Source organism: Pseudomonas iranensis (assembly GCF_014268585.2).
GTDB classification, from domain to species: domain Bacteria; phylum Pseudomonadota; class Gammaproteobacteria; order Pseudomonadales; family Pseudomonadaceae; genus Aquipseudomonas; species Aquipseudomonas iranensis.
In genome coordinates, this window is record NZ_CP077092.1 from 4,718,336 (window position 1) to 4,738,283 (window position 19,948).

18 protein-coding genes are annotated in these 19,948 nt (G+C 60.2%); 7 read left to right on the forward strand and 11 right to left on the reverse strand.

Going from position 1 to position 19,948, the window contains the following annotated elements:
* Positions 1–20 precede the first annotated feature (20 nt).
* Entirely contained in the window at positions 21–1,019 is a 999-nt protein-coding gene (locus tag HU724_RS21210) for an AraC family transcriptional regulator (protein WP_186567717.1), read from the forward strand.
* Between the two features lie 95 nt (positions 1,020–1,114).
* On the opposite strand, the gene HU724_RS21215 is transcribed toward HU724_RS21210, so the two are convergent.
* The 3 genes from HU724_RS21215 to HU724_RS21225 all read right to left on the reverse strand — a co-directional run bounded on the left by HU724_RS21215 (position 1,115) and on the right by HU724_RS21225 (position 3,887).
* The gene (locus HU724_RS21215) at positions 1,115–2,461 is read right to left on the reverse strand and encodes an ATP-binding protein (protein ID WP_186567716.1); all 1,347 of its coding nucleotides are present in this window, start codon (positions 2,459–2,461) and stop codon (positions 1,115–1,117) included.
* On the reverse strand, positions 2,458–3,135 hold the full coding sequence (locus HU724_RS21220) for a response regulator transcription factor (protein WP_016773623.1): 678 nt from the start codon (positions 3,133–3,135) through the stop codon (positions 2,458–2,460). The genes HU724_RS21215 and HU724_RS21220 overlap by 4 nt, the downstream gene beginning before the upstream one ends.
* A 146-nt stretch (positions 3,136–3,281) precedes the next feature.
* On the reverse strand, positions 3,282–3,887 hold the full coding sequence (locus HU724_RS21225; RefSeq protein ID WP_186567715.1) for a hypothetical protein: 606 nt from the start codon (positions 3,885–3,887) through the stop codon (positions 3,282–3,284).
* A gap of 143 nt (positions 3,888–4,030) precedes the next feature.
* Between HU724_RS21225 and HU724_RS21230 the strand changes: the two genes are divergently transcribed.
* Together HU724_RS21230 and HU724_RS21235 are read left to right on the forward strand one after the other, a co-directional pair.
* Positions 4,031–4,822, forward strand: a complete 792-nt coding sequence (locus HU724_RS21230) for a dienelactone hydrolase family protein (protein ID WP_186567714.1) — start codon at positions 4,031–4,033, stop codon at positions 4,820–4,822.
* Positions 4,823–4,974: 152 nt separating this feature from the next.
* The gene (locus HU724_RS21235; RefSeq protein WP_202883383.1) at positions 4,975–5,700 is read left to right on the forward strand and encodes a 4'-phosphopantetheinyl transferase family protein; all 726 of its coding nucleotides are present in this window, start codon (positions 4,975–4,977) and stop codon (positions 5,698–5,700) included.
* Between the two features lie 107 nt (positions 5,701–5,807).
* Here the strand turns inward: HU724_RS21235 and HU724_RS21240 are convergent, their stop codons facing one another.
* Together HU724_RS21240 and HU724_RS21245 are read right to left on the reverse strand one after the other, a co-directional pair.
* Positions 5,808–7,418 carry an ATP-binding protein gene (locus HU724_RS21240; protein ID WP_186567712.1) on the reverse strand — a complete coding sequence of 537 codons (1,611 nt, stop codon included), beginning with the start codon at positions 7,416–7,418 and terminating at the stop codon, positions 5,808–5,810.
* Complete coding sequence (locus HU724_RS21245; protein ID WP_186567711.1) at positions 7,415–8,137, reverse strand: response regulator; 723 nt, start codon at positions 8,135–8,137, stop codon at positions 7,415–7,417. Before HU724_RS21245 ends, HU724_RS21240 begins: the two co-directional genes overlap by 4 nt.
* An 851-nt stretch (positions 8,138–8,988) precedes the next feature.
* On the opposite strand from HU724_RS21245, the gene HU724_RS21250 reads away from it, so the two are divergent.
* The gene (locus HU724_RS21250; RefSeq protein ID WP_024013986.1) at positions 8,989–11,883 is read left to right on the forward strand and encodes a ribonucleoside-diphosphate reductase subunit alpha; all 2,895 of its coding nucleotides are present in this window, start codon (positions 8,989–8,991) and stop codon (positions 11,881–11,883) included.
* Positions 11,884–12,883: 1,000 nt separating this feature from the next.
* On the opposite strand, the gene flgE is transcribed toward HU724_RS21250, so the two are convergent.
* From flgE to HU724_RS21280, 6 genes are all read right to left on the reverse strand, one after another.
* Positions 12,884–14,218, reverse strand: coding sequence for a flagellar hook protein FlgE (flgE, locus tag HU724_RS21255; RefSeq protein WP_125926494.1), 1,335 nt, complete (start codon positions 14,216–14,218; stop codon positions 12,884–12,886).
* 31 nt (positions 14,219–14,249) lie between these two features.
* Entirely contained in the window at positions 14,250–14,978 is a 729-nt protein-coding gene (gene flgD / locus HU724_RS21260) for a flagellar hook assembly protein FlgD (RefSeq protein WP_016773615.1), read from the reverse strand.
* A 15-nt stretch (positions 14,979–14,993) separates the two neighbouring features.
* Positions 14,994–15,437, reverse strand: a complete 444-nt coding sequence (gene flgC, locus HU724_RS21265) for a flagellar basal body rod protein FlgC (protein ID WP_016773614.1) — start codon at positions 15,435–15,437, stop codon at positions 14,994–14,996.
* 3 nt (positions 15,438–15,440) lie between these two features.
* Positions 15,441–15,851, reverse strand: a complete 411-nt coding sequence (flgB, locus tag HU724_RS21270) for a flagellar basal body rod protein FlgB (RefSeq protein ID WP_016773613.1) — start codon at positions 15,849–15,851, stop codon at positions 15,441–15,443.
* 370 nt (positions 15,852–16,221) lie between these two features.
* Positions 16,222–17,049, reverse strand: a complete 828-nt coding sequence (gene cheR, locus HU724_RS21275) for a protein-glutamate O-methyltransferase CheR (protein WP_016773612.1) — start codon at positions 17,047–17,049, stop codon at positions 16,222–16,224.
* A gap of 46 nt (positions 17,050–17,095) precedes the next feature.
* The gene (locus HU724_RS21280) at positions 17,096–18,028 is read right to left on the reverse strand and encodes a chemotaxis protein CheV (RefSeq protein ID WP_016773611.1); all 933 of its coding nucleotides are present in this window, start codon (positions 18,026–18,028) and stop codon (positions 17,096–17,098) included.
* 82 nt (positions 18,029–18,110) lie between these two features.
* On the opposite strand from HU724_RS21280, the gene flgA reads away from it, so the two are divergent.
* From flgA to HU724_RS21295, 3 genes are all read left to right on the forward strand, one after another.
* Complete coding sequence (gene flgA / locus HU724_RS21285) at positions 18,111–18,872, forward strand: flagellar basal body P-ring formation chaperone FlgA (RefSeq protein ID WP_073472167.1); 762 nt, start codon at positions 18,111–18,113, stop codon at positions 18,870–18,872.
* A gap of 162 nt (positions 18,873–19,034) precedes the next feature.
* A complete protein-coding gene (gene flgM, locus HU724_RS21290; RefSeq protein ID WP_133339606.1) occupies positions 19,035–19,361 on the forward strand; it encodes a flagellar biosynthesis anti-sigma factor FlgM in 327 nt (108 codons plus the stop codon).
* Between the two features lie 48 nt (positions 19,362–19,409).
* A complete protein-coding gene (locus HU724_RS21295) occupies positions 19,410–19,877 on the forward strand; it encodes a flagella synthesis protein FlgN (RefSeq protein ID WP_016773608.1) in 468 nt (155 codons plus the stop codon).
* Positions 19,878–19,948: the final 71 nt, after the last annotated feature.

The window sequence follows — 19,948 nt, forward strand, 5'->3', positions numbered from 1 at the left end:
CTGAACAAGGATTGCCGCTTATGCGCGAACGCACCATCGCCAGCCATTTCGCCCGCGCCGCCCTTGGCGGTGCACGCCGGCGCGGCCTGGATTATTCAGGCCTGTTGCAGCAACTTGGGATCAGCGCGGAATTTCTCGACGAGCCCCGCGCGCGGATTGCCCCGGAGCAGTTCACCCGACTGATTCAGGGCTTGTGGCTGGCGCTGGACGACGAATACCTGGGTTTCGGCAATGCGCCGAGCAAGCCCGGCAGCTTCGCCATGATGTGCCACGCCTCGATTCACTGCCGCAACCTGGAGAAGGCTCTGCAACGTGGCTTGTTGTTTTACAGCCTGTTTCCCGACGCTCCACGCCTGACCCTGCGTCGCGAAGACGACTGGGTGCGTCTGAGCCTGGACGACGCGCAGTGGTGGGACCCGGATCATTTTCTCAGCGAGAGTCTGTTGGTGATCTGGCACCGCCTCGGCAGTTGGCTGATCGGCCAGCGCATTCGCCTCGAGCAGGCGACTTTCAGCTATCCGCGCCCCGAGCACGGCGGCGAATACGATCTGCTGTTCCCCTGCCCGCTGACCTTTGATGCCGAGCAAAGCAGCCTGCTGTTTCACAGTCGCTACCTGGCCATGCCGCTGTTGCAGGACGAACGCACGCTCAAACATTTTCTCGAACGCTCCCCCGCCGACCTGCTCTCGCGCCCGGACGACGGCGACAGCCTGAGCAGCCGCCTGCGCCGCTTGCTCAGCCGCGACGCTGCGAGTTGGCCGGATCTGGAAGCGGTTGCGGCGCATCTGCATATCAGCCCGCAGACCTTGCGCCGGCACTTGCGCGAGGAAGGCACCAGTTTTCAGGAGCTCAAGGATCAGCTGCGGCGGGATATCGCCATCTACCATCTGGGCCGGGCGGATCTGTCGATGCAGCAGATTGCCGAGCAGCTCGGGTTCTCTGAGCCTTCGGCGTTTCACCGGGCGTTCAAGAAATGGACGGGGCTGACACCGGGGGCTTATCGGGCGCAGGAGTTGTGAAGTCAGACGCCTTCGCGAGCAGGCTCGCTCCCACAGGAGAATGCGTTTCAAGGTGGGAGCGAGCCTGCTCGCGAAGAGGCTGGCACTGCCAACCTTCACACCGCAGGAAAATGAATCCTGAACGCCGCCCCGCCCATCGGTGAATCGCCCAAAGCCAAACGCGCGTTGTAGCTTTCGATGATGTCCTTGACCACCGCCAGTCCGATGCCCTGCCCCGGATGCTGGGCATCCAGGCGTTCGCCACGTTCGAGAATCCGCGCACGCTGATCGAGTGGCACGCCCGGGCCATCATCCTCGACGCACAACTCGATCCCGGCCAAGGACTCGCGCACGCTGACACGCACTTCGCCGAGGCACAGGCGATAGGCGTTTTCCAGCAGGTTGCCGAGCATTTCCAACAAGGCGCCCTGCTCGATCGGCACGTAGCAATGCTCGGGCAGATCAAAGGTCACGCGCACGTGTTTGTCGCGGTAGACCTTGTCCAGCGTGTCGCACAGGCTTTTGAGCACCGGTTGCAGGCGCACCTGATGGCGCACCAGGCCGCTTTTGCGCAGGCTGGCCCGTTGCAGTTGGTAGCTGATCTGCTGGCTCATGCGTTCGATCTGGCTTTGCAGCACCCAGGCCTGATCGCGGTCGTCGGGGCGCTGGGCCATGTCTTCGCTGACGCCTTGCAGCACCGCCAATGGGGTTTTGAGGCTGTGGGCGAGGTCGTCGAGGGAGTCGCGGTAGCGGCTGCGTTGCTGGCGTTCGCTGAGCAGCAAGCGGTTGAGCGAGCCGGTCAGGCGCAGCAGTTCACGTGGGTGTTTTTCCGTCAGGCTTTCGCGGGTACCGCCTTCGATTTCGTCGAGTTCCTGGCTCAAGCGGCGCAAGGCCTTGAGGCCCCAGGTCAGGCCGATCCATAGCAGCGCCAGCAAGACCAGCAATGCCGCGCCGAAGCCTAGATAGAGATTTTCGCGCAGGCCTTCGAGGGTGGTTTCGTATTCGCGCACCGGTTGCAGAGCGACGATGCTGAACGCTGCGCTTTTGCCGCCGAGCAATTTGACTTCGACGTCGTAGACGAAGAACTCCTGACCGCTGGCTTCACGAATCCGCGCGAACTCGTTGCCGAGGCCGTCGTAGCGCGGTTTGTAGTTGATCTGTTCTTCCTGGGTGGCCTTCGAGCGCCACACCAGTTTGCCGTCGCGGTCGTAGATATAGCCGAGCAAGCGGAAATCGGTGAGGTTGAAACGCTCGTCGGGCAATTGCGACGGCATCACCAGCCGACCGTTCTCCACCCGTGCGGCGGAGATCAATGTGGTGACGTCGGAGGCCAGGCGTTGTTCGATCGAGTCCTGCAAGGCAAGGCTGAACGCGCCCTGCATCGCCGGCAACAAAGCGAGCATGAACAACACCGCCAACGTGGTGGCGGCGAGCATCAAGCGAACGCGAAGAGAACGGATCAAGTGCAGCGCTCATTGAACAGGTAGCCAAGGCCGCGCACGGTGTCGATCGGCTTGAACCCGGCCGGGCCTTCGAGCTTGCGGCGCAGACGGCCGACCAGCACTTCAATGACATTAGGATCGCGCTCGTCGTCATCCGGATACAGCTGCTCCATCAAGCGATCCTTGGGCACCACCTGCTGATGGTGGCGCATGAGGTATTCGAGGATGCGGTATTCGTAAGCAGTCAGCGCCAGCGGTTGCTCATCGAGGCTGGCCTGTTTGCGATTGAGGTCGAGCAGCAACGGCCCGGCGACGATGGTCGACTGGGTGAAACCGCTGGAGCGGCGCAGCAATGCGTTCAGGCGTGCGTCGAGTTCTTCGAACTGAAACGGCTTGACCACGTAATCGTCGGCACCGGCGGCGAGGCCTTCGACCTTGTCCTGCCAGTTGCCGCGCGCGGTGAGTATGAGGATCGGGAAGGTCTTGCCGCCCGAGCGCAACTGGCGGATCAGGTCGAGCCCGCCCATGCCCGGCAGGCCGAGATCGATCACTGCCAGATCGAAGTTGTACTGGCCGGTCTGGTACAGCGCCTCCTCGGCATTGGCCACGGACTCGACCACATGACCGCTCTCCGTCAGACGGGTTTGCAGGTGATGACGCAACAGCGCCTCGTCTTCGACGACCAACAGTTTCATGCTTTTCTCCCTATCTCTTGAGCTCTCCAGGCAACTACCTGTGGGAGCGAGCCTGCTCGCGAATACGGTGGATCAGCCAAGCAAGTGTCGGCTGACCCCCCTTTCGCGAGCAGGCTCGCTCCCACACTTCAAACTGCGACCACCGCTTAGAAATAGTAGTTGGCCGACAGGTAGGTCTGCGCGCTGCTGGTCAAGTCCAGCGAGCCCTGTTTGCTGCCGCCGCTGTCTTTCATTTCGGTGCTGGCGTTGCTGCGCAGGTAACGGTAACCGAGTTCCACCGAGGTGTTCTGCGAAACCTGCTGCAACACACCGACCTGGCCACCGATGGCGTAACCGATATCGCTGTCACGGCTGAAACCCGGCGAATCCTGCGTCAGCTTGGTCAGACCGGCCGTGGCGCCACCGAACAACTTGGTGCTGACGCCCACCGGGTAGAACAGGTCATAGCTGCCGAGCAGATTTTCCTGGCGCAGTTTAACGCCATTGTGCGAGCCGGAGACGTTGTCGTAAGTGGCGTAGTAGCGGCCCTGGCTGTTTTGCTGACCGAGGCGCATGCCGTAGGTGTTGTTGCCGTCGATGGCCCCGGTGACGTTGGGGTTGCCGAGATTGTTGTTGAGCGCGTGGGACTTGTCGATCTTGTCGCTGGTCTGGCCGAACGTCAGGCCGGCGAAGTTGCTGGTGTCGTCGGCGTTCGCCGCGATGCTGGAGCCTAACAGGGTAAAAGCCAGCAGCAATTTGTTTAAACGAGTCATGGGTATTTCCTCTTTCACAGTGCTGTTTGGGTATGGCGCAAGGTTACTGAGCCGCCCCTGTACGGCCCCTGAACCGTCTCTGAACCTGACCTGAACCGGATCGACTAGGCTGTTCTGACCACTTTCAATAAGGAGACCCGACCATGCGCCTGTTCCTCGCCCTCACTTTGCTGGCAGTCAGCAGCCTCACCCAGGCTGCGATCAAGACTGAAGAAATCCCCTACCAAAGCGCCGACGGCAGCCAACTGATCGGCTACTACGCCTATGACGACGCGATCAAAGGCCCACGCCCCGGCGTTGTCGTGGTCCACGAATGGTGGGGGTTGAACGATTACGCCAAGCGCCGCGCGCGGGATCTTGCCGAACTTGGCTACAGCGCTCTGGCCGTCGATATGTACGGCGAAGGCAAAAACACCGAGCACCCGAAAGACGCCATGGCCTTCATGCAGGCAGCGACCAAGGATGCCGATGCCGCCAGTAAACGTTTCGCCGCCGGGCTCGATCTGTTGAAGAAACAAAAGCAGACCGACCCGAACAAAATCGCCGCCATCGGCTATTGCTTCGGTGGCGCCGTGGTGCTGAATGCGGCGCGTCAGGGTGTGCCGCTGGCCGGCGTGGTGAGTTTCCATGGCGCGCTGGCAACCAAGACCTCGGCGACTCCGGGCAGCGTCAAGGCGAAAATCCTCGTCGAGCACGGTGCGCTGGACAGCATGGTCACTCAGGACCACGTCACCGCGTTCAAGTCGGAGATGGACAAGGCCGGGGCGGACTACCAGTTCGTCAGTCTGGATGGCGCCAAGCATGGTTTCAGCAATCCGGATGCCGATCGCCTGAGCCATGGCGAGCATGGCGGGCCGGACATTGGTTACAACAAGGCGGCGGACGAGAAGTCGTGGGCGGATATGCAGGCGTTCCTCAAGAAGATTTTCGGCTGAGTCAGTAGCGACCGAGGCGCGGCCTTCGCGAGCAGGCTCGCTCCCACGTTGGATCCCTGTCGCACAGAAGATCCCCTGTGGGAGCGAGCCTGCTCGCGAAGGCTTCACCGCCGATCTCGACCTCGCCCCGACTAACCGGCAAAATGCCCGCCATGCATACCACCCCCGCCCTGCCCGCCTGCTGCACTGCGCTCGACAGCCACTGGCCGTTGCCGACGGTCCTGGCCGATACCGTGCTGCTCAGTACCCACTTCGACCCGACACGCCTGCTTGGCGATGACTTCCAGCGCAGCGATGTGTTGGCGCCACCGAGCATTCAGCGCTCGGTAGCCAAACGCCAGGCCGAATTCCTCGCCGGGCGCGTCTGCGCCCGTGCCGCGCTGCAACAACTCGAAGGCCTGAACGTCGTCCCGCCGATCGGCGACGATCGCGCGCCGGTGTGGCCGGCGCACATTTGCGGTTCGATCACCCACAGCACTGGCCGTGCGGCGGCGATTGTCGCCAACAAACAGCACTGGCGCGGCTTGGGCATGGATCTGGAAAACCTGTTGAGCCACGAGCGCGCCGAACGTCTGGCCGGGGAAATTCTCACCCCGGCGGAATTGCAGCGCATGGCGGCAGGCTCGCAGGAGCAATTGGCGCTGCGGGTGACCCTGACGTTTTCGGTGAAAGAGAGTTTGTTCAAGGCGCTGTACCCGATCGTGCAGCAGCGCTTTTATTTCGAGCATGCCGAAGTGCTGGATTGGACTGAGGCGGGCCAGATCAGGCTGCGGTTGTTGACGGATCTGTCGAGGGAATGGCGCAACGGATCGGAGCTGGAGGCGCAGTTTGCAGTGCAGGATGGGCAGTTGTTGAGTCTGGTCAGCATTCAAGCCTGAAGTCTTGCATTGCCTGTTATGGCGCCTTCGCGAGCAGGCTCGCTCCCACAGGGGATCGCATTTCAAATGTGGGAGCGAGCCTGCTCGCGAAGGCGGTATCCCGAATCTCAGCGGCGCTCCTGATTCCTCGGCCAGCTCAGACTGAAACACGCCCCACCCAGGCTCTTGCTCTTGCCAATGATCGCCCGGCCGTCGTGCCAGTGAATGATCCGTCGCACAATCGACAGTCCCAGACCATGCCCGCCCGAGGCCCGCGTGCGGCTATCGTCCAAGCGCAGAAACGGCGTGAAGATCCGTTCCCATGCCACTTCCGGCACGCCCGGCCCGTCGTCCTCGACGTCGATCCGGCAACGCAACTGGCCGACCTGATAACTCACCGTCACCTGCGAATGCGCATGGCGCATCGCGTTGCCCACCAGATTCTGCAGCGCCCGATGCAGATAACGCGGCTCGGCCTCGACCCACGCGCCGTCGTTGTCGGCCGATGACAAACACAAACCGCGCTGCACCGTGACCTCGGCGCGCAGCGGCGCCAATTCTGCGATCACCTGATTGACCAGCGCATCCAGATCGATGCGCTGGAAGGTCAGCGCCGGCGAGCCTTGCTCCAGTCGTGCGTAGGTGAGCATTTCGTCGACCAGCTTATCGAGGTCTTCGATGTCGTGATCCATGCCTTCGCGGTATTTCTCCAGCGCCTGCGGGGTGGTCGCCGTACCGATCATCTCCAGACCGAAACGCAGCCGCGCCACCGGCGTGCGCAGCTCGTGAGATACCGCGCGCACCAGTTCACGCTGGATCGCCAGCAGTTGCTGCAAGTGCTCGGCCATGCCGTTGAACGCCGATGCCAGCCGCCCGACCGAGTCGGCACCGCGCGCCGGCACACGGGTTTCCAGGCTGCCCTTGGCGATCCGCGTGGCCGCCGCTTCGAGGCCGCGCAAACGTCGCTCGAGCTGACGCACCAACAGATAAACGATAAGACCGATCAGGGTCAGGCCCAGCGCGGAAATCAATACCAGCCATTCCGGCGGGTACGGATTCATCTGATACAGCGGGCCGATTTCCAGCACCCACGGCGTGCCGACCATACCGGCGAAGACGCGGATCGAATCGCCGCCCTTGCCCAGCGCCATCACCGTATCGCCCTCGGCCACGCGGCGGCTCTGGTCCTCGTCCATGTCGGCGTCATTTACCGTGACCAGACGCAGATCGAAGCCAAAGCCCTTTTCCTGTTTTATCTGCGCCAGACGTTTGGGCTGCTCACCCACCGGCACCCGCACCAGCTCATCGGCCAGCAGGTAAATGGTCGCCCGGGCCAGTTGCTCGCTGATTTGCTGCACCTCGCCCACCAGCATCATTTGCTCTTTTTCGCTGATCAGCCGATAGACCTTGGCCGCGTGTGGCCCGGTCTGCTCGACCAGCGCCTGACCGCGCAGCACACGGGTGCGCTGGGCCAGATCGAGGTCGGTTTCGGCGAATTTCTTCAGCGTCAGCGGAATACCGAGCAGCCGCTCCCACACCAGCAACGCGCGATGGCGTTCGGTCTGGTTCATCGGTTGCAGATTATCGGCCATCAGCGAGAAAGTGCCGTGGGCCAGGCGCTCGCGGTATTGCTCGCTGCGCACCTGATTAAGCAGGTTCAGCGCCAGCACGCCGAGCACCGCGACCAGAATCAGCGCGGCGCACATGCCGCCGTAGATGCGCAGGAAGATCGAATTCACAGCGCCAGGTCTGCGCAGGCTTCCGGGACGAACAGATAGCCTTTGCTGCGGATGGTCTTGATCAGGCGCGGATGGTCGGGGTCGTCACCGATTTTCGGGCGGATGCGCGAGATGCGCACGTCGATCGAGCGGTCCTGGCCGTCGTAGCCGATGCCGCGCAGGGCAGTGAAGATTTCTTCCCGGGAAAGTATCCGCCCGGCGTTGGACACCAGCAGCCACAGCAGGTCGAACTCGGCGCTGGTCAGCTCGATGCCGTTGTCGCTCAGCCAGGCTTCGCGTAACGCGTTGTCGACCACCAGTGGACCGAATTGCAAACGCCGGGATTTTTCCGCGACCGGCTCCGGTGTGTCACTGCGGCGCAGCAACGCCTGGATCCGCGCCAGCAACAAGCGCGGACGCACCGGTTTGCATACGTAGTCGTCGGCACCGAGGTCGAGGCCGTGGATCTGATCAGCGTCATCGGTGCGCGCGGTGAGCATCAGGATCGGCCCGTCGTACTGGCTGCGCACGTTGCGGCAGATGCTCAGGCCATCCTCGCCGGGCAGCATCAGATCGAGGATCACCAGATCCGGCTGCTCCTTGATGATCCGCGCCGCCGCCAGCGCGCCGTTGCCTTCGATCTCCACGCGCAGGCCATTGGCTTGCAGGTAATCGCGGGTGAGCTCGGCCAGTCGCTGGTCATCCTCGACGATCAATACCTGCCAGGTTTGTTGCTCCACCGGTGACCTCTGCTTGCTGTTTTTATTAAAAGAAGAAAGACAATCGCCTGACACGGACAAAACCTTTGGGAGCGAGCCTGCTCGCGAAAGCGTCTGTTGCACCAGCTCAGTGGTCAATCGATTCGCGAGCAGGCTCGCTCCCACAATCCTGCGTGTACCTCCCGATCATCTGTCATGTTTCAGGAGGATAAAAATGCCCATGCACCCAGCGATTGTATAAACGCCGCTCACCCGGAAAACAAGTCGGTAAATGCGTTCGGCCAAGGCGGAATTCTGTGATAGGGTTCGCGCCCTTAAAAAACCGCTGAAGCGTTTTTCCAGGCAAAAAAACAGTGACAAACGGTCTGGCTCAGCAGGTTCGCGGCCTACACGCGTTTTCCCTGTTTCTTACACAAATTACGCACAGGCTTATCCACAGGTAGTACGTTGCAATCCCCCCCTGAAACGCATTATCTTGTAGCACGGCGAAAACAGAGACCCTACATATAGGGTTTTCACCTAAAACGCCCAACCACATTTCAGACCTGAAACTCAAGTGCTTTATGGCCAGTTTCCGGTAGAACAAGCGAGTTTTTTCAAGCCCAAACCGCACTGGCGGATGGCACCGTTTTATTTGGTCCGAAACGGACAAAACGGTATGGGTGTTGCAGTCATGACTGCCACCCGCGAAGGAATCCGGTAGCGAGCTTCGGTTTGCCACCAAAACTTCGGCAAGGATGCGGCGTTGCAGCCTTTTTCCTACTGTTCCGAAGTTTGTAATGCCGACGCCCGTCGGTTGCAGTGCTTCGGTACAGAACGGTGAGCACCATGACGGTGCCAAACAAACATAGAGAATGTGGAGACCACCCCCCATGCAAACCGACACAACTCGCGAGAACCCGCAGGGCACCTTGCCGCAGGCCGCCGATTCGACTTCGGATCTGGCAGCCACCGCGCCTGGCCAGCTGCGCGTGATCAAGCGTAATGGCACTGTCGTTCCTTACACCGATGACAAGATCACCGTCGCTATCACCAAAGCGTTCCTCGCAGTTGAAGGCGGCACCGCTGCCGCCTCGTCGCGAATCCACGACACCGTTGCGCGCCTGACCGAGCAGGTCACCGCGACCTTCAAGCGTCGCATGCCATCGGGCGGCACCATCCACATCGAAGAAATCCAGGACCAGGTCGAACTGGCCCTGATGCGTGCCGGCGAGCAGAAAGTCGCCCGTGACTACGTGATCTACCGTGACGGCCGTTCGAAAGAGCGCGCAGCGCACGCTCCTGCCGAAGCAGCAGTCAACGCGCACCCGTCGATCCGCATCACCCGCGCCGACGGCAGCCTCGCGCCGCTGGACATGGGCCGCCTGAACACCATCGTCACCGAAGCCTGCGAAGGCCTGGAAGAAGTCGACGGCGACCTGATCCAGCGCGAAACCCTGAAGAACCTGTACGACGGCGTGGCCCTGACCGACGTCAACACCGCACTGGTGATGACCGCCCGCACCCTGGTCGAGCGCGAGCCGAACTACTCGTTCGTCACCGCCCGCCTGCTGATGGACACCCTGCGTGCCGAAGGCCTGAACTTCCTCGAAGTCGCCGAAAGCGCCACCCATCACGAAATGGCCGACCTGTACGCCAAGGCTCTGCCGGCGTACATCGCCAAAGGTATCGAGTTCGAACTGCTGAACCCTGTGCTGGCCACCTTCGACCTGGAAAAACTGGGCAAGGCGATCAACCACGAGCGCGATCAGCAATTCACCTACCTGGGCCTGCAGACCCTGTACGACCGCTACTTCATCCACAAGGATGGCGTGCGTTTCGAACTGCCGCAGATCTTCTTCATGCGCGTGGCCATGGGTCTTGCAATCGAAGAGAAGCAGAAAGAAGACCGTGCGATCGAGTTCTACAACCTGCTGTCCTCGTTCGACTACATGGCTTCGACCCCGACCCTGTTCAACGCCGGTACCCTGCGTCCACAGTTGTCGAGCTGCTACCTGACCACCGTGCCGGATGACCTGTCGGGCATCTATCACGCGATCCACGACAACGCCATGCTGTCGAAATTTGCCGGCGGCCTGGGCAACGACTGGACGCCGGTGCGTGCGCTGGGTTCGTACATCAAGGGCACCAACGGCAAGTCGCAAGGCGTGGTGCCGTTCCTAAAAGTAGTGAACGACACCGCTGTGGCCGTGAACCAGGGTGGCAAGCGCAAAGGCGCTGTGTGTGCCTACCTGGAAACCTGGCACATGGACATCGAAGAGTTCATCGAGCTGCGCAAGAACACCGGTGACGATCGTCGTCGTACCCACGACATGAACACTGCCAACTGGATCCCTGACCTGTTCATGAAGCGTGTCTTCGATGACGGCAAGTGGACCCTGTTCTCGCCATCCGAAGTACCGGACCTGCACGACCTGACCGGTAAGGCCTTCGAAGAGCGCTACGAGTACTACGAAGCGCTGACCGAGTACCCGGGCAAGGTCAAGCTGTTCAAGACCATCCAGGCCAAAGACCTGTGGCGCAAGATGCTCTCCATGCTCTTCGAAACCGGCCACCCATGGCTGACTTTCAAAGACCCGTGCAACCTGCGCAGCCCGCAGCAGCACGTCGGCGTGGTTCATAGCTCGAACCTGTGCACCGAGATCACCTTGAACACCAACAAGGACGAAATCGCCGTTTGCAACCTGGGCTCGATCAACCTGCCGAACCACATCGTCGACGGCAAGCTCGATACCGCCAAGCTGCAACGCACCGTGAACACTGCCGTGCGCATGCTCGATAACGTGATCGACATCAACTACTACTCGGTGCCGCAAGCGAAGAACTCCAACTTCCGCCACCGTCCGGTCGGTCTGGGCATCATGGGCTTCCAGGACGCTCTGTACCTGCAGCACATCGCCTACGGCTCCGACGCTGCCGTCGAGTTCGCCGACAAGTCGATGGAAGCGGTCAGCTACTACGCGATCCAGGCTTCCTGCGACCTGGCCGACGAGCGCGGCGCCTACGAGACGTTCAACGGTTCGCTGTGGTCCAAGGGCATCCTGCCGCTGGATTCGCAACAGATCCTGATCGAACAGCGTGGCGAGAAGTACATCGACGTCGACCTGAAGGAAACCCTCGACTGGGCACCGGTTCGCGCCCGTGTACAGAAAGGCATCCGTAACTCGAACATCATGGCCATCGCACCGACCGCGACCATCGCCAACATCACTGGCGTTTCACAGTCGATCGAACCGACCTACCAGAACCTGTACGTGAAATCGAACCTGTCGGGCGAATTCACCGTGATCAACCCGTACCTTGTTCGCGACCTGAAGGCTCGCGGTCTGTGGGACTCGGTCATGATCAACGACCTGAAGTACTACGACGGTTCGGTGCAGCAGATCGAGCGCATCCCGCAAGAACTCAAAGAGCTCTACGCGACCGCGTTCGAAGTGGACACCAAGTGGATCGTCGACGCCGCCAGCCGTCGTCAGAAGTGGATCGACCAGGCCCAGTCGCTGAACCTGTACATCGCCGGCGCATCGGGCAAGAAGCTCGACGTGACCTACCGCATGGCCTGGTACCGCGGTCTGAAAACCACCTACTACCTCCGTGCCCTGGCCGCGACCAGCACCGAGAAGTCGACCATCAACACCGGTAAGCTGAACGCTGTTTCCAGCGGCGGCAACCACGGCGACGATTCGGTTCTGGCCGCTCCGGCAGGTCCGGCGCCAGTGCCAAAGGCCTGCGCGATTGACGAGCCGGATTGCGAAGCTTGCCAATAAGCTGAGCTGAGATCAGGCGTTGCGAGACGCCTGAGATCTCGAGACAAAAGAAACCCCCGACAGACTTCTGGTTTGTTGGGGGTTTTGTTTTTTGCCGGCCTTGGCGGCCTCTGGGCCGACCAGGCTCTTGGGGTTTTGGGTGAATATCCGTTTTCTCGGTGCTGCGGCTGGCGGTTTCGCTCTTACAGCGACTCACTTTTTCAAACGCCGGAGTGCCGGCCCAGCAAAAAGTAAGCAAAAGTCTTTGCCCCGGCGTACGGCCCGCTCGCTGAGGCTCGGGGTTCCTTCGTTACGGGACCGATCCGGGCGCAGCGGCTACGGTTGGCTTCGCTGCACCTACACTCGCTGTGTACGACTGCGTCGTACGGTCGCTGCGCTCCCACCCCCGGATCGATCCCGTAACGAAGCCTGCCGAAGGGGCAAAAGATCAAGAGCCGAAGCAAAGCAAAAGCCAGATCAAGAGCCAGATCAAAAGATCGCAGCCTTCGGCAGCTCCTACAGTTGGATCGAGTGTTACCTCAAGACCAGGCCGCCTTCGCGAGCAGGCTCGCTCCCACAAAAAGGCAAGGCAGCGCAGCTGCCCGCGGCGAAGCCGCACCACTCAACAATGAGCGCAAGCTCGAGTGCTTTTGATCTACGGGCGACGTCGGAAGGCTGAGCGGAGGGATTGATCCGGGCGTGGGAGCGCAGCGACCGTCTGGCGCAGCCAGACACAGCGGAAGGAGGTGCAGCGGAGCAAACCGGAGCCGCTGCGCCCGGATCGATCCCGCAGCGAAGGAACCCGAGCCTGCGAGGGCCGAACGCAGGAGCAAGCCTTTTGGGTTACCTTTTTGGCGTTTGAAAAAGGTGACCCGCCGTAAGGGCGGAACCGCCAGCCGCAACACCCGCAAAAACGGATATACCCCCAAAACCCCAAGAACCTGGTCGGCCCAAAGGCCGCCACGGCCAAAAAAAAGCCCCTCAAAACCGAGGGGCCCAAAAAACCAGTCAGAAACCCGAATCAGGTCATCTGAATAATGGTCTGCATAATCGTGCTCTGCGTCGAAATGGTCTTGGCGTTCGCCTGATAGTTGCTCTGGCCTTTGATCAGATCAACCAGCTCATTGGTCAGATTGACGTTCGACTCCTCCAGCGAGTTGGATTGAATGGAGCCCAGCGTGCCGGTTTCCGGAGCGTCATAACCCGGGATACCCGAAGCAAAGGTTTCCTTCCAACTGGTGCCGCCGACAGCTTGCAGACCTTGCTCGTTAGTGAAGCTGGCCAATGCGACCTGGCCGATGGCCTTGTTCTGGTTGTTGCTGAAGTTAGCGAACAGGGTACCGGTGCCGTCGATGGTCAGGTTGGTGATCTGGCCGGTAGCGTAACCATCCTGAGTCGGGATCGTGCGTGAGGTGTCGGCGTTGTATTGGGTGGTGCTGGCCATGGAAATGGTCACGCCATTCGGGTTCGCCGCTGCGCCATTAGGCGTGAAGTTGCCATTGGTCACGGTGCCCGGCACCCAGTTTTTCAACGTGAGATCGCTGCTAATGATCGGGTTAGTCGGATCAGCCGGGTTAGGCGTGCTCACCTGAACCAGTTTGCCTGAACTGTCGAACGTCAGCGTCGAAGCCACCGGCGGCGTGGTGACAGGGTTGGTACCGGTAGCGTCCGGGTTGCGACCATCAACCAGAGTGTAGACCTTCCAGACGTTGTCGCCGGTCTTGACCATGTACTGATCCATGACGTGCGAGTTGCCCTGAGTGTCATAGATCGGCGTGCTGAAGGACTTGGTGTAAGTCTCAGGCTTGGAAGGATCGAACACGACGGCAGTGGCGCCAGTATCGATGATTTTCGGTGCCGACGAATTCAGGTTGATGCTCGAGGTCACCGCCGAAGTGGATTTCGGCGCGAGGTTCGAAGTATCGATCTTCAAATCGGTCAGCACACCGTTGATGATCTTGCCATTGGCATCCACACCGTAACCCTGCAGACGCGAGGTGTAGTCGGTATTGGTAATGAAACCTTGGTCGTCGACCTTGAACGTACCGGCACGGGTGTACGAGATTGAGCCGTTGTTGCTCATGGTGAAGAAGCCGGAACCGTTGATGCCCATGTCCAGCACGTTGCCAGTGTTGTTGATGTCACCCTGGGTGAACTGCTGGGAAACGTTGGCCAGGCGCACGCCGTTGCCGATCACTTTGGTACCGGTACCCAAACGAGTGGCCGAGTACACGTCTGCGAATTCTGCCCGCGAGGATTTGAAACCGGCGGTGGCGACGTTGGCGATGTTGTTGCCGGTTACGTCGAGTTGTTTGTTGGCGGCATAGAGACCGCTAAGGCCGATGTTAAAAGACATGTTCCACTCCTTCGTGCCGGGTTAGTCGGCTCTATATACCAATGGTTTGTACTTTGGACAGGGCAACGGTGCCCTTGCCGGCCAGGTTGAGCATCAGCTCGCCACCGGTCTGGCTGATCGTCACGCTGTTGACGGTCGCTGGCAGGTAGGTCGCCAGATCGGTCGCGGTGCCGTTGATCGGGGCGTTGGCCTTGAACGTGTAAGTGCCGACCGGAACCACGGTGCCGGCTGTGTCCTTGCCGTCCCAAGTGAAGCTGGCATCGCCGGCAGCGCGGCTGCCCAGGTCGATGGTGCGCACGGTTTTGCCGTCCTTGTCGGTGATGGTCACGGTGCCGCCGGCAATCGACGACGGCACGGTGACCGAACCGGTCAGGCCTTTGCTCGGGTCATCGAGCTGGGCGGTGTTGGTCTGCACGATCACGTTGCGACCGACCAGCGACGACGCTTGCAATGCCTGCGACGAGTTGTAGTTGCCGGCAAGGCCGCTGACGGTGGAGTTCAGCGTGGTAATGCCTTCAAGGCTGCTGAACTGCGCCAGTTGCGCAACGAACGCGCTGTTGTCCTGCGGGTCGAGCGGGTTCTGGTTTTTCAGCTGGGTGACCAGCAGTTGCAGGAAAGCATCCTTGCCCAGCGCCTGGCCGCCGGTGGCACTGTTGGTCGCCGAAGCGATGCCGCCTGACGTAGTGCTGCTGGCCTTCTTCGATGAGTTGGCCAAGATGTCGTTCATGCTCAGGCTGCTGGTGGTATCCGTAACGCTCATGGCAGTCGCCCCTTATTACTGACCGAGGGTCAGTACCTTCTGCATCATGGTTTTGGCGGTGTTCATCATTTCCGCGTTGGTCTGGAACGAGCGGCTCGCGGAAATCATGTCAGCCATTTCTTCCACCACGTTGACGTTCGGGTAGTAGACGTAGCCCTTGGCGTCGGCGGCCGGATGGTTCGGCTCGTAGCGCGCTTCGAGGTTGCTCTGGTCTTCGACAACGCCGAGTACCTGCACGCCCTGCCCGGCCGCGTCCTGGTTCTGGAACAGCGAATTGCTGCCGCCGGCCTGGCCGCCCTGGAACATGGTGGCGAATACCGGATGGCGCGCGCGGTAGGTCTGGTCGATGCTCGACGAAACGGTTTCGGCGTTGGCGATGTTCGAGGCCACGGTGTTCAGGCGTGTGGTCTGCGCGCTCATGCCGCTGCCGGCAATGTTGAAAACGCTGGACAGGGACATGGATTATTCTCCGCGCAGGGCTGACACCAGCCCTTTGAATTTGCTGTTGAGCAAGGTGAAGCTGGCCTGGAAGCCGACGGCGTTTTCCGCGTAGTTCGACTGTTCCAGTTGAGCGTCGACGGTGTTCTGGTCGATCGAAGGCTGCATCGGCGTGCGATACATCAGCGACTCGTCGCCATTGCCCAGCCCTTCAGCCTCGATGTGCCGGCTGTTGGTCATGTTCAGGGCAAAGTGGCCGCCGGTCTTGGTCTTCTCGGTCTGTGCTTCGAGCACTTTGGAGAAATCCAGATCCCGCGCCTTGTAGTTCGGGGTGTCGGCGTTGGCGATGTTGTTGGCCAGTACTTCGGCACGCTGGGCGCGGAAGCCCAATGCCTTTTCGTGAATGCCCAGCGCTTTGTCGAAGCTGATGCTCATGTCGGGAACCTTCAGGTGACCGGTTTTTCGTAACTGAGCTTTAGCAAGCGCCGTGCCAAATGGAAGAACCCCCGTATTCCGGGGCTTTGCGCCAAACAGGCTAAGCGGCAATGCCAGAAAAGCGGCAACCGGTTACCGCCGGATGCCGCTTTTCTGCCGCTTGCCGTCCTTGCCAGGTCAGCGCAGATCCCTGTGGGAGCGAGCCTGCTCGCGAAGGCGGCGTGTCAGGCGCCAACTGTCTTATGGACAGACCGCTTTCGCGAGCAGGCTCGCTCCCACAGGGGGTTCGTGGTGTTCGTGGAAATAATTCGGGCACAAAAAAACGGCAGGCCTTTTGGGGCCTCCCGTTTTTTGTACCGCCGCAAACCGCTTACTTCGCCTTGTAAATAATCCCCGGGCTGCACTGAACCATCTGGTAATGATCCGGCAAACCGTTCAGCGCTTCCGAAGCGCCAAGGAACAGATATCCGCCCGGCTTCAACGTGCTGTGAATGCGCAACAGGATGTCTTTCTTCACTTCGGCAGAGAAGTAGATCAGCACGTTGCGACAGAACACGATGTCGAACTTGCCCAGCGCTGCGTAACTGTCGAGCAGGTTGAACGAGCGGAATTCCACCCGGCTCTTGATCGGCGCCTTGACCACCCAGCGCCCCGGCCCTTTCGGGTCGAAGTAGCGTTGCAGGCGTTCCGGCGACAGACCGCGACCGATCGCCAGGCTGTCGTACTCGCCGGTCTTGCAGTTGTTGAGCATCAGGCCCGACAGATCAGTGGCAACGATCTGCACACCCATCTTCAACTGACCCAGGTTGCTGCGCTCGAACTCGTCGATCGACATCGACAGCGAGTACGGTTCCTGTCCCGACGAGCAGGCCGCCGACCAGATCCGCAGACGCTGGTTGGGGCTGGCCTTGATCGCTTCCGGCAGTACCTTGTTCTTCAAGACTTCAAACGGATAGGTGTCGCGAAACCACAGGGTTTCGTTGGTCGTCATGGCATCGACCACCTGCTCGCGCAAACCGCTGCGCGGCTGGGTCTGGATGCGCTGTACCAGCTCACCCAGGGACTTGATGCCTTGCTGCTCCATCAGTTTGTTGAGACGGCTCGAGACCAGATACTGCTTGTTTTCACCGAGCAGAATGCCACAGGCTTTTTCCAGGAAGACCCGGAACTGTTCGAAATCCAAATTACCCGTAGACAATGATGCCGCCTCTTAAATCGTGTTGACCGCCAGGGGCAGAAGGCCCCTAGCTGATATCTGCTGCTTTGATCCGGTCGACTACCCGGGATGCGAGGTCATCAGGACGGAATTTGGCCAGGAAGTCATCAGCACCGACTTTCTTCACCATCGCCTGATTGAATACCCCCGACAACGAAGTATGCAGGATGATATGGAGCTTTTGCATGCGTGCGTCGCCGCGGATTTCCGCCGTCAGGGTGTACCCGTCCATCTCCGGCATCTCGATGTCGGAAATCATCATCAGGAACTCTTCTTCCGGCTTCTTGCCCTCGTCGACCAGCTTGCGCAGGTAATCCAGCGCCTGCTTGCCGTCGTTCAGCGCCACCACTTCGACACCGATGGTCTGCAGACAACGGGTGACCTGCTTGCGCGCCACCGACGAGTCATCGACCGTCAGCACCCGCAGCGACAATGCCTTGGTCTGCGTCTCGACATCGACCACGCCCACCGAAATCGCTTCCGGCGTCGGCGCGACTTCGGCCAGTACCTTCTCGACGTCGATGATTTCGACCAACTGATTGTCGACCCGGGTCACAGCGGTCAGGTAGTGATCGCGACCGGTACCCTTGGGTGGCGGATGGATCTCTTCCCAGTTCATGTTGACGATGCGCTCCACCGAGCGGACCAGGAAACCCTGGGTCTTGGTGTTGTACTCCGTGATGATCACGAACGGACTGTTCTTGTCTTTCAACGCACCGGAGCCCGTTGCCATTGCCAGATCCAGGATCGGAATGGTCGCTCCCCGTATATTCGCTACCCCGCACACGACAGGACTGGATTTGGGCATCAACGTCAGGGACGGGCATTGCAACACTTCCCGTACCTTGAACACGTTGATCCCGTAGAGCTGCGGCCCGTCGAGACGGAACAACAGCAGCTCGAGGCGATTCTGCCCTACCAGTTGCGTGCGCTGGTTCACCGAATCCATTACACCAGCCATGCCCAGACTCCTACACCAACGCCAAGTGTTGTTGCGACGCACATTCATTGCTAAACGGCACGGCGCTTGCTTTTTAACTCGTATGAACGCTCAAACGACATTTTCCCGACGCCTGACATCCTCCCTTCGCAAAGGGCTTTGCGCGGTGTCCGCCGTTTGCTGCTTGCTTGCTGGCAGTCCTGCCCATGCAGATGCGGTTACCTTGCCTGATATGCTTATCGGCGTGACTCAGGGCTTTCTTGAATTCACCGTAGAAGACTATTTGGCTTCCAGTCAAACCGAAGGCCGCTACGAAATCGAAGTCAACCAGCTCGACCCGCGCATGCGCATGCCCATGTGTGACAAGGAATTGACAGCCACGCTGGAGAGCCCGGCACGCCCGCTGGGCCGCGTCACGGTGAAGGTTCGCTGCGAAGGCAGTTCGCCCTGGACGGTGTTCGTACCCGCTCAAGTCCGCCTGTTTCGCGAGATCGTGACGACCACTCGTCCGCTGAAACGCGCCGGCATTATCGAGCCGCAGGATGTGACCTTGCGCGAGCGCGACGTCAGCACGATCAACCAGGGTTTCCTGACCTCGGTCGACGAAGCGATCGGGCAGAAACTTACCCGACCAACGGTCGCCGATCAGGTCATCACACTGGTGCATCTGGAACAGGCCGAAGTGGTGCGCAAGGGTGACCAGGTGGTGATCACTGCGCGCAGCGGCACCCTTGCGGTACGCATGCCGGGAGAAGCGCTCTCCAATGGCGGCATGAAAGAACAGATTCGAGTAAAAAACCTTAATTCTCAAAGAGTTATCAAGGCGCAGGTGATTGCGCCGGGACAGGTCGAAGTGGCCATGTAAAAGCCTTGTGGAGAAAACTGGCGCCGATCCCGTCGCTTCCCTAAACTGTGCCGCAGCAGGTCTCGCAACGGCGCATGCAAGCTTATGGTTGATTGGGCCTAAAGTTTTTCAGGGGATAGCCGAAAACATGGCAAGCGTCCAAATTCCCAGAGGTTTTTTATCATGGTTATCGATTTCAACCGATTGAACAGTTCCTCGTCACTAACCGGCAGCACACGTACCAGCAACGCCAAGGAAAGCGCTGAAACCAGCCCCTCCGCGCCGCTGAATACCCAGGCCGAACAGGCCAATGTCGCCAAAAGCGGGGAGTCGGTACACCTCAGCAATGAGGCTCAACAGTTGCAGAAGGTCACTGACAAGCTGCGCGATCAGCCTGCTGTCGACAAAGCCCGTGTGGCCGAGTTGAAAGCCGCGATTGCCGATGGCAGCTATAAAGTCGACAGCAACCGTGTAGCCAGCAAACTGCTCAACTTCGAAGCCCAGCGCTAGGCTTTTGCCGGCGCCAGGCTTTTGGACGCTTAAACCCCAAGGCCAGCCATGCACGACACTAACTTATTGCAACTGATCAACGACGACTTTGCTCCAGCGCAACAATTGCTGGAGTTATTGCAAACCGAATCCCTCGCTTTGCATGGTCGCGACATGCCGTTGCTGGAAGAAATTCTGGCGACCAAGCAAGCGTTGATCATTCTGCTCGAGCAGCATGGCCGCAAGCGCAGCGAAATCCTCGCCAGCCTCAACCTGCCGACTGATCGCACAGGTCTTGAGCAACTGGCCAGCCAGTCGAGCATTGGCGACCAGTTGCTGACCCAGGGCGATGCCCTGACCGCGCTGATCGCCCAATGCCAGGCAGCCAACATCAAGAACGGCCAGTCGATCCAGATCCAGCAGGCGACTACGGCCAACCAGCTGAAGATCCTCACCGGCGGTGAGCCGCCAGCGCTGTACGACGCCAGCGGCACCTTTGCCAAACCGGTCAAGCCGCGAACGCTCAGCCAGGCATGAGCCATTCGCTGGCCCTGCACTATCCACTTGCGCAACATGCTGGCAAAATACTGGCCAGTCGTCTTATTTTG

Excerpts from the sequence above, each read along its gene's own strand:
- flgA (WP_073472167.1), top strand. The coding sequence starts at position 18,111 with ATGAACGCTCAAACGACATTTTCCCGACGCCTGACATCCTCCCTTCGC.
- flgE (WP_125926494.1), bottom strand. The coding sequence starts at position 14,218 with ATGTCTTTTAACATCGGCCTTAGCGGTCTCTATGCCGCCAACAAACAA.
- flgM (WP_133339606.1), top strand. The coding sequence starts at position 19,035 with ATGGTTATCGATTTCAACCGATTGAACAGTTCCTCGTCACTAACCGGC.
- HU724_RS21230 (WP_186567714.1), top strand. The coding sequence starts at position 4,031 with ATGCGCCTGTTCCTCGCCCTCACTTTGCTGGCAGTCAGCAGCCTCACC.
- HU724_RS21235 (WP_202883383.1), top strand. The coding sequence starts at position 4,975 with ATGCATACCACCCCCGCCCTGCCCGCCTGCTGCACTGCGCTCGACAGC.
- HU724_RS21250 (WP_024013986.1), top strand. The coding sequence starts at position 8,989 with ATGCAAACCGACACAACTCGCGAGAACCCGCAGGGCACCTTGCCGCAG.
- HU724_RS21220 (WP_016773623.1), bottom strand. The coding sequence starts at position 3,135 with ATGAAACTGTTGGTCGTCGAAGACGAGGCGCTGTTGCGTCATCACCTG.
- HU724_RS21295 (WP_016773608.1), top strand. The coding sequence starts at position 19,410 with ATGCACGACACTAACTTATTGCAACTGATCAACGACGACTTTGCTCCA.
- flgD (WP_016773615.1), bottom strand. The coding sequence starts at position 14,978 with ATGAGCGTTACGGATACCACCAGCAGCCTGAGCATGAACGACATCTTG.
- HU724_RS21225 (WP_186567715.1), bottom strand. The coding sequence starts at position 3,887 with ATGACTCGTTTAAACAAATTGCTGCTGGCTTTTACCCTGTTAGGCTCC.
- HU724_RS21280 (WP_016773611.1), bottom strand. The coding sequence starts at position 18,028 with ATGGCTGGTGTAATGGATTCGGTGAACCAGCGCACGCAACTGGTAGGG.
- flgC (WP_016773614.1), bottom strand. The coding sequence starts at position 15,437 with ATGTCCCTGTCCAGCGTTTTCAACATTGCCGGCAGCGGCATGAGCGCG.
- HU724_RS21210 (WP_186567717.1), top strand. The coding sequence starts at position 21 with ATGCGCGAACGCACCATCGCCAGCCATTTCGCCCGCGCCGCCCTTGGC.
- flgB (WP_016773613.1), bottom strand. The coding sequence starts at position 15,851 with ATGAGCATCAGCTTCGACAAAGCGCTGGGCATTCACGAAAAGGCATTG.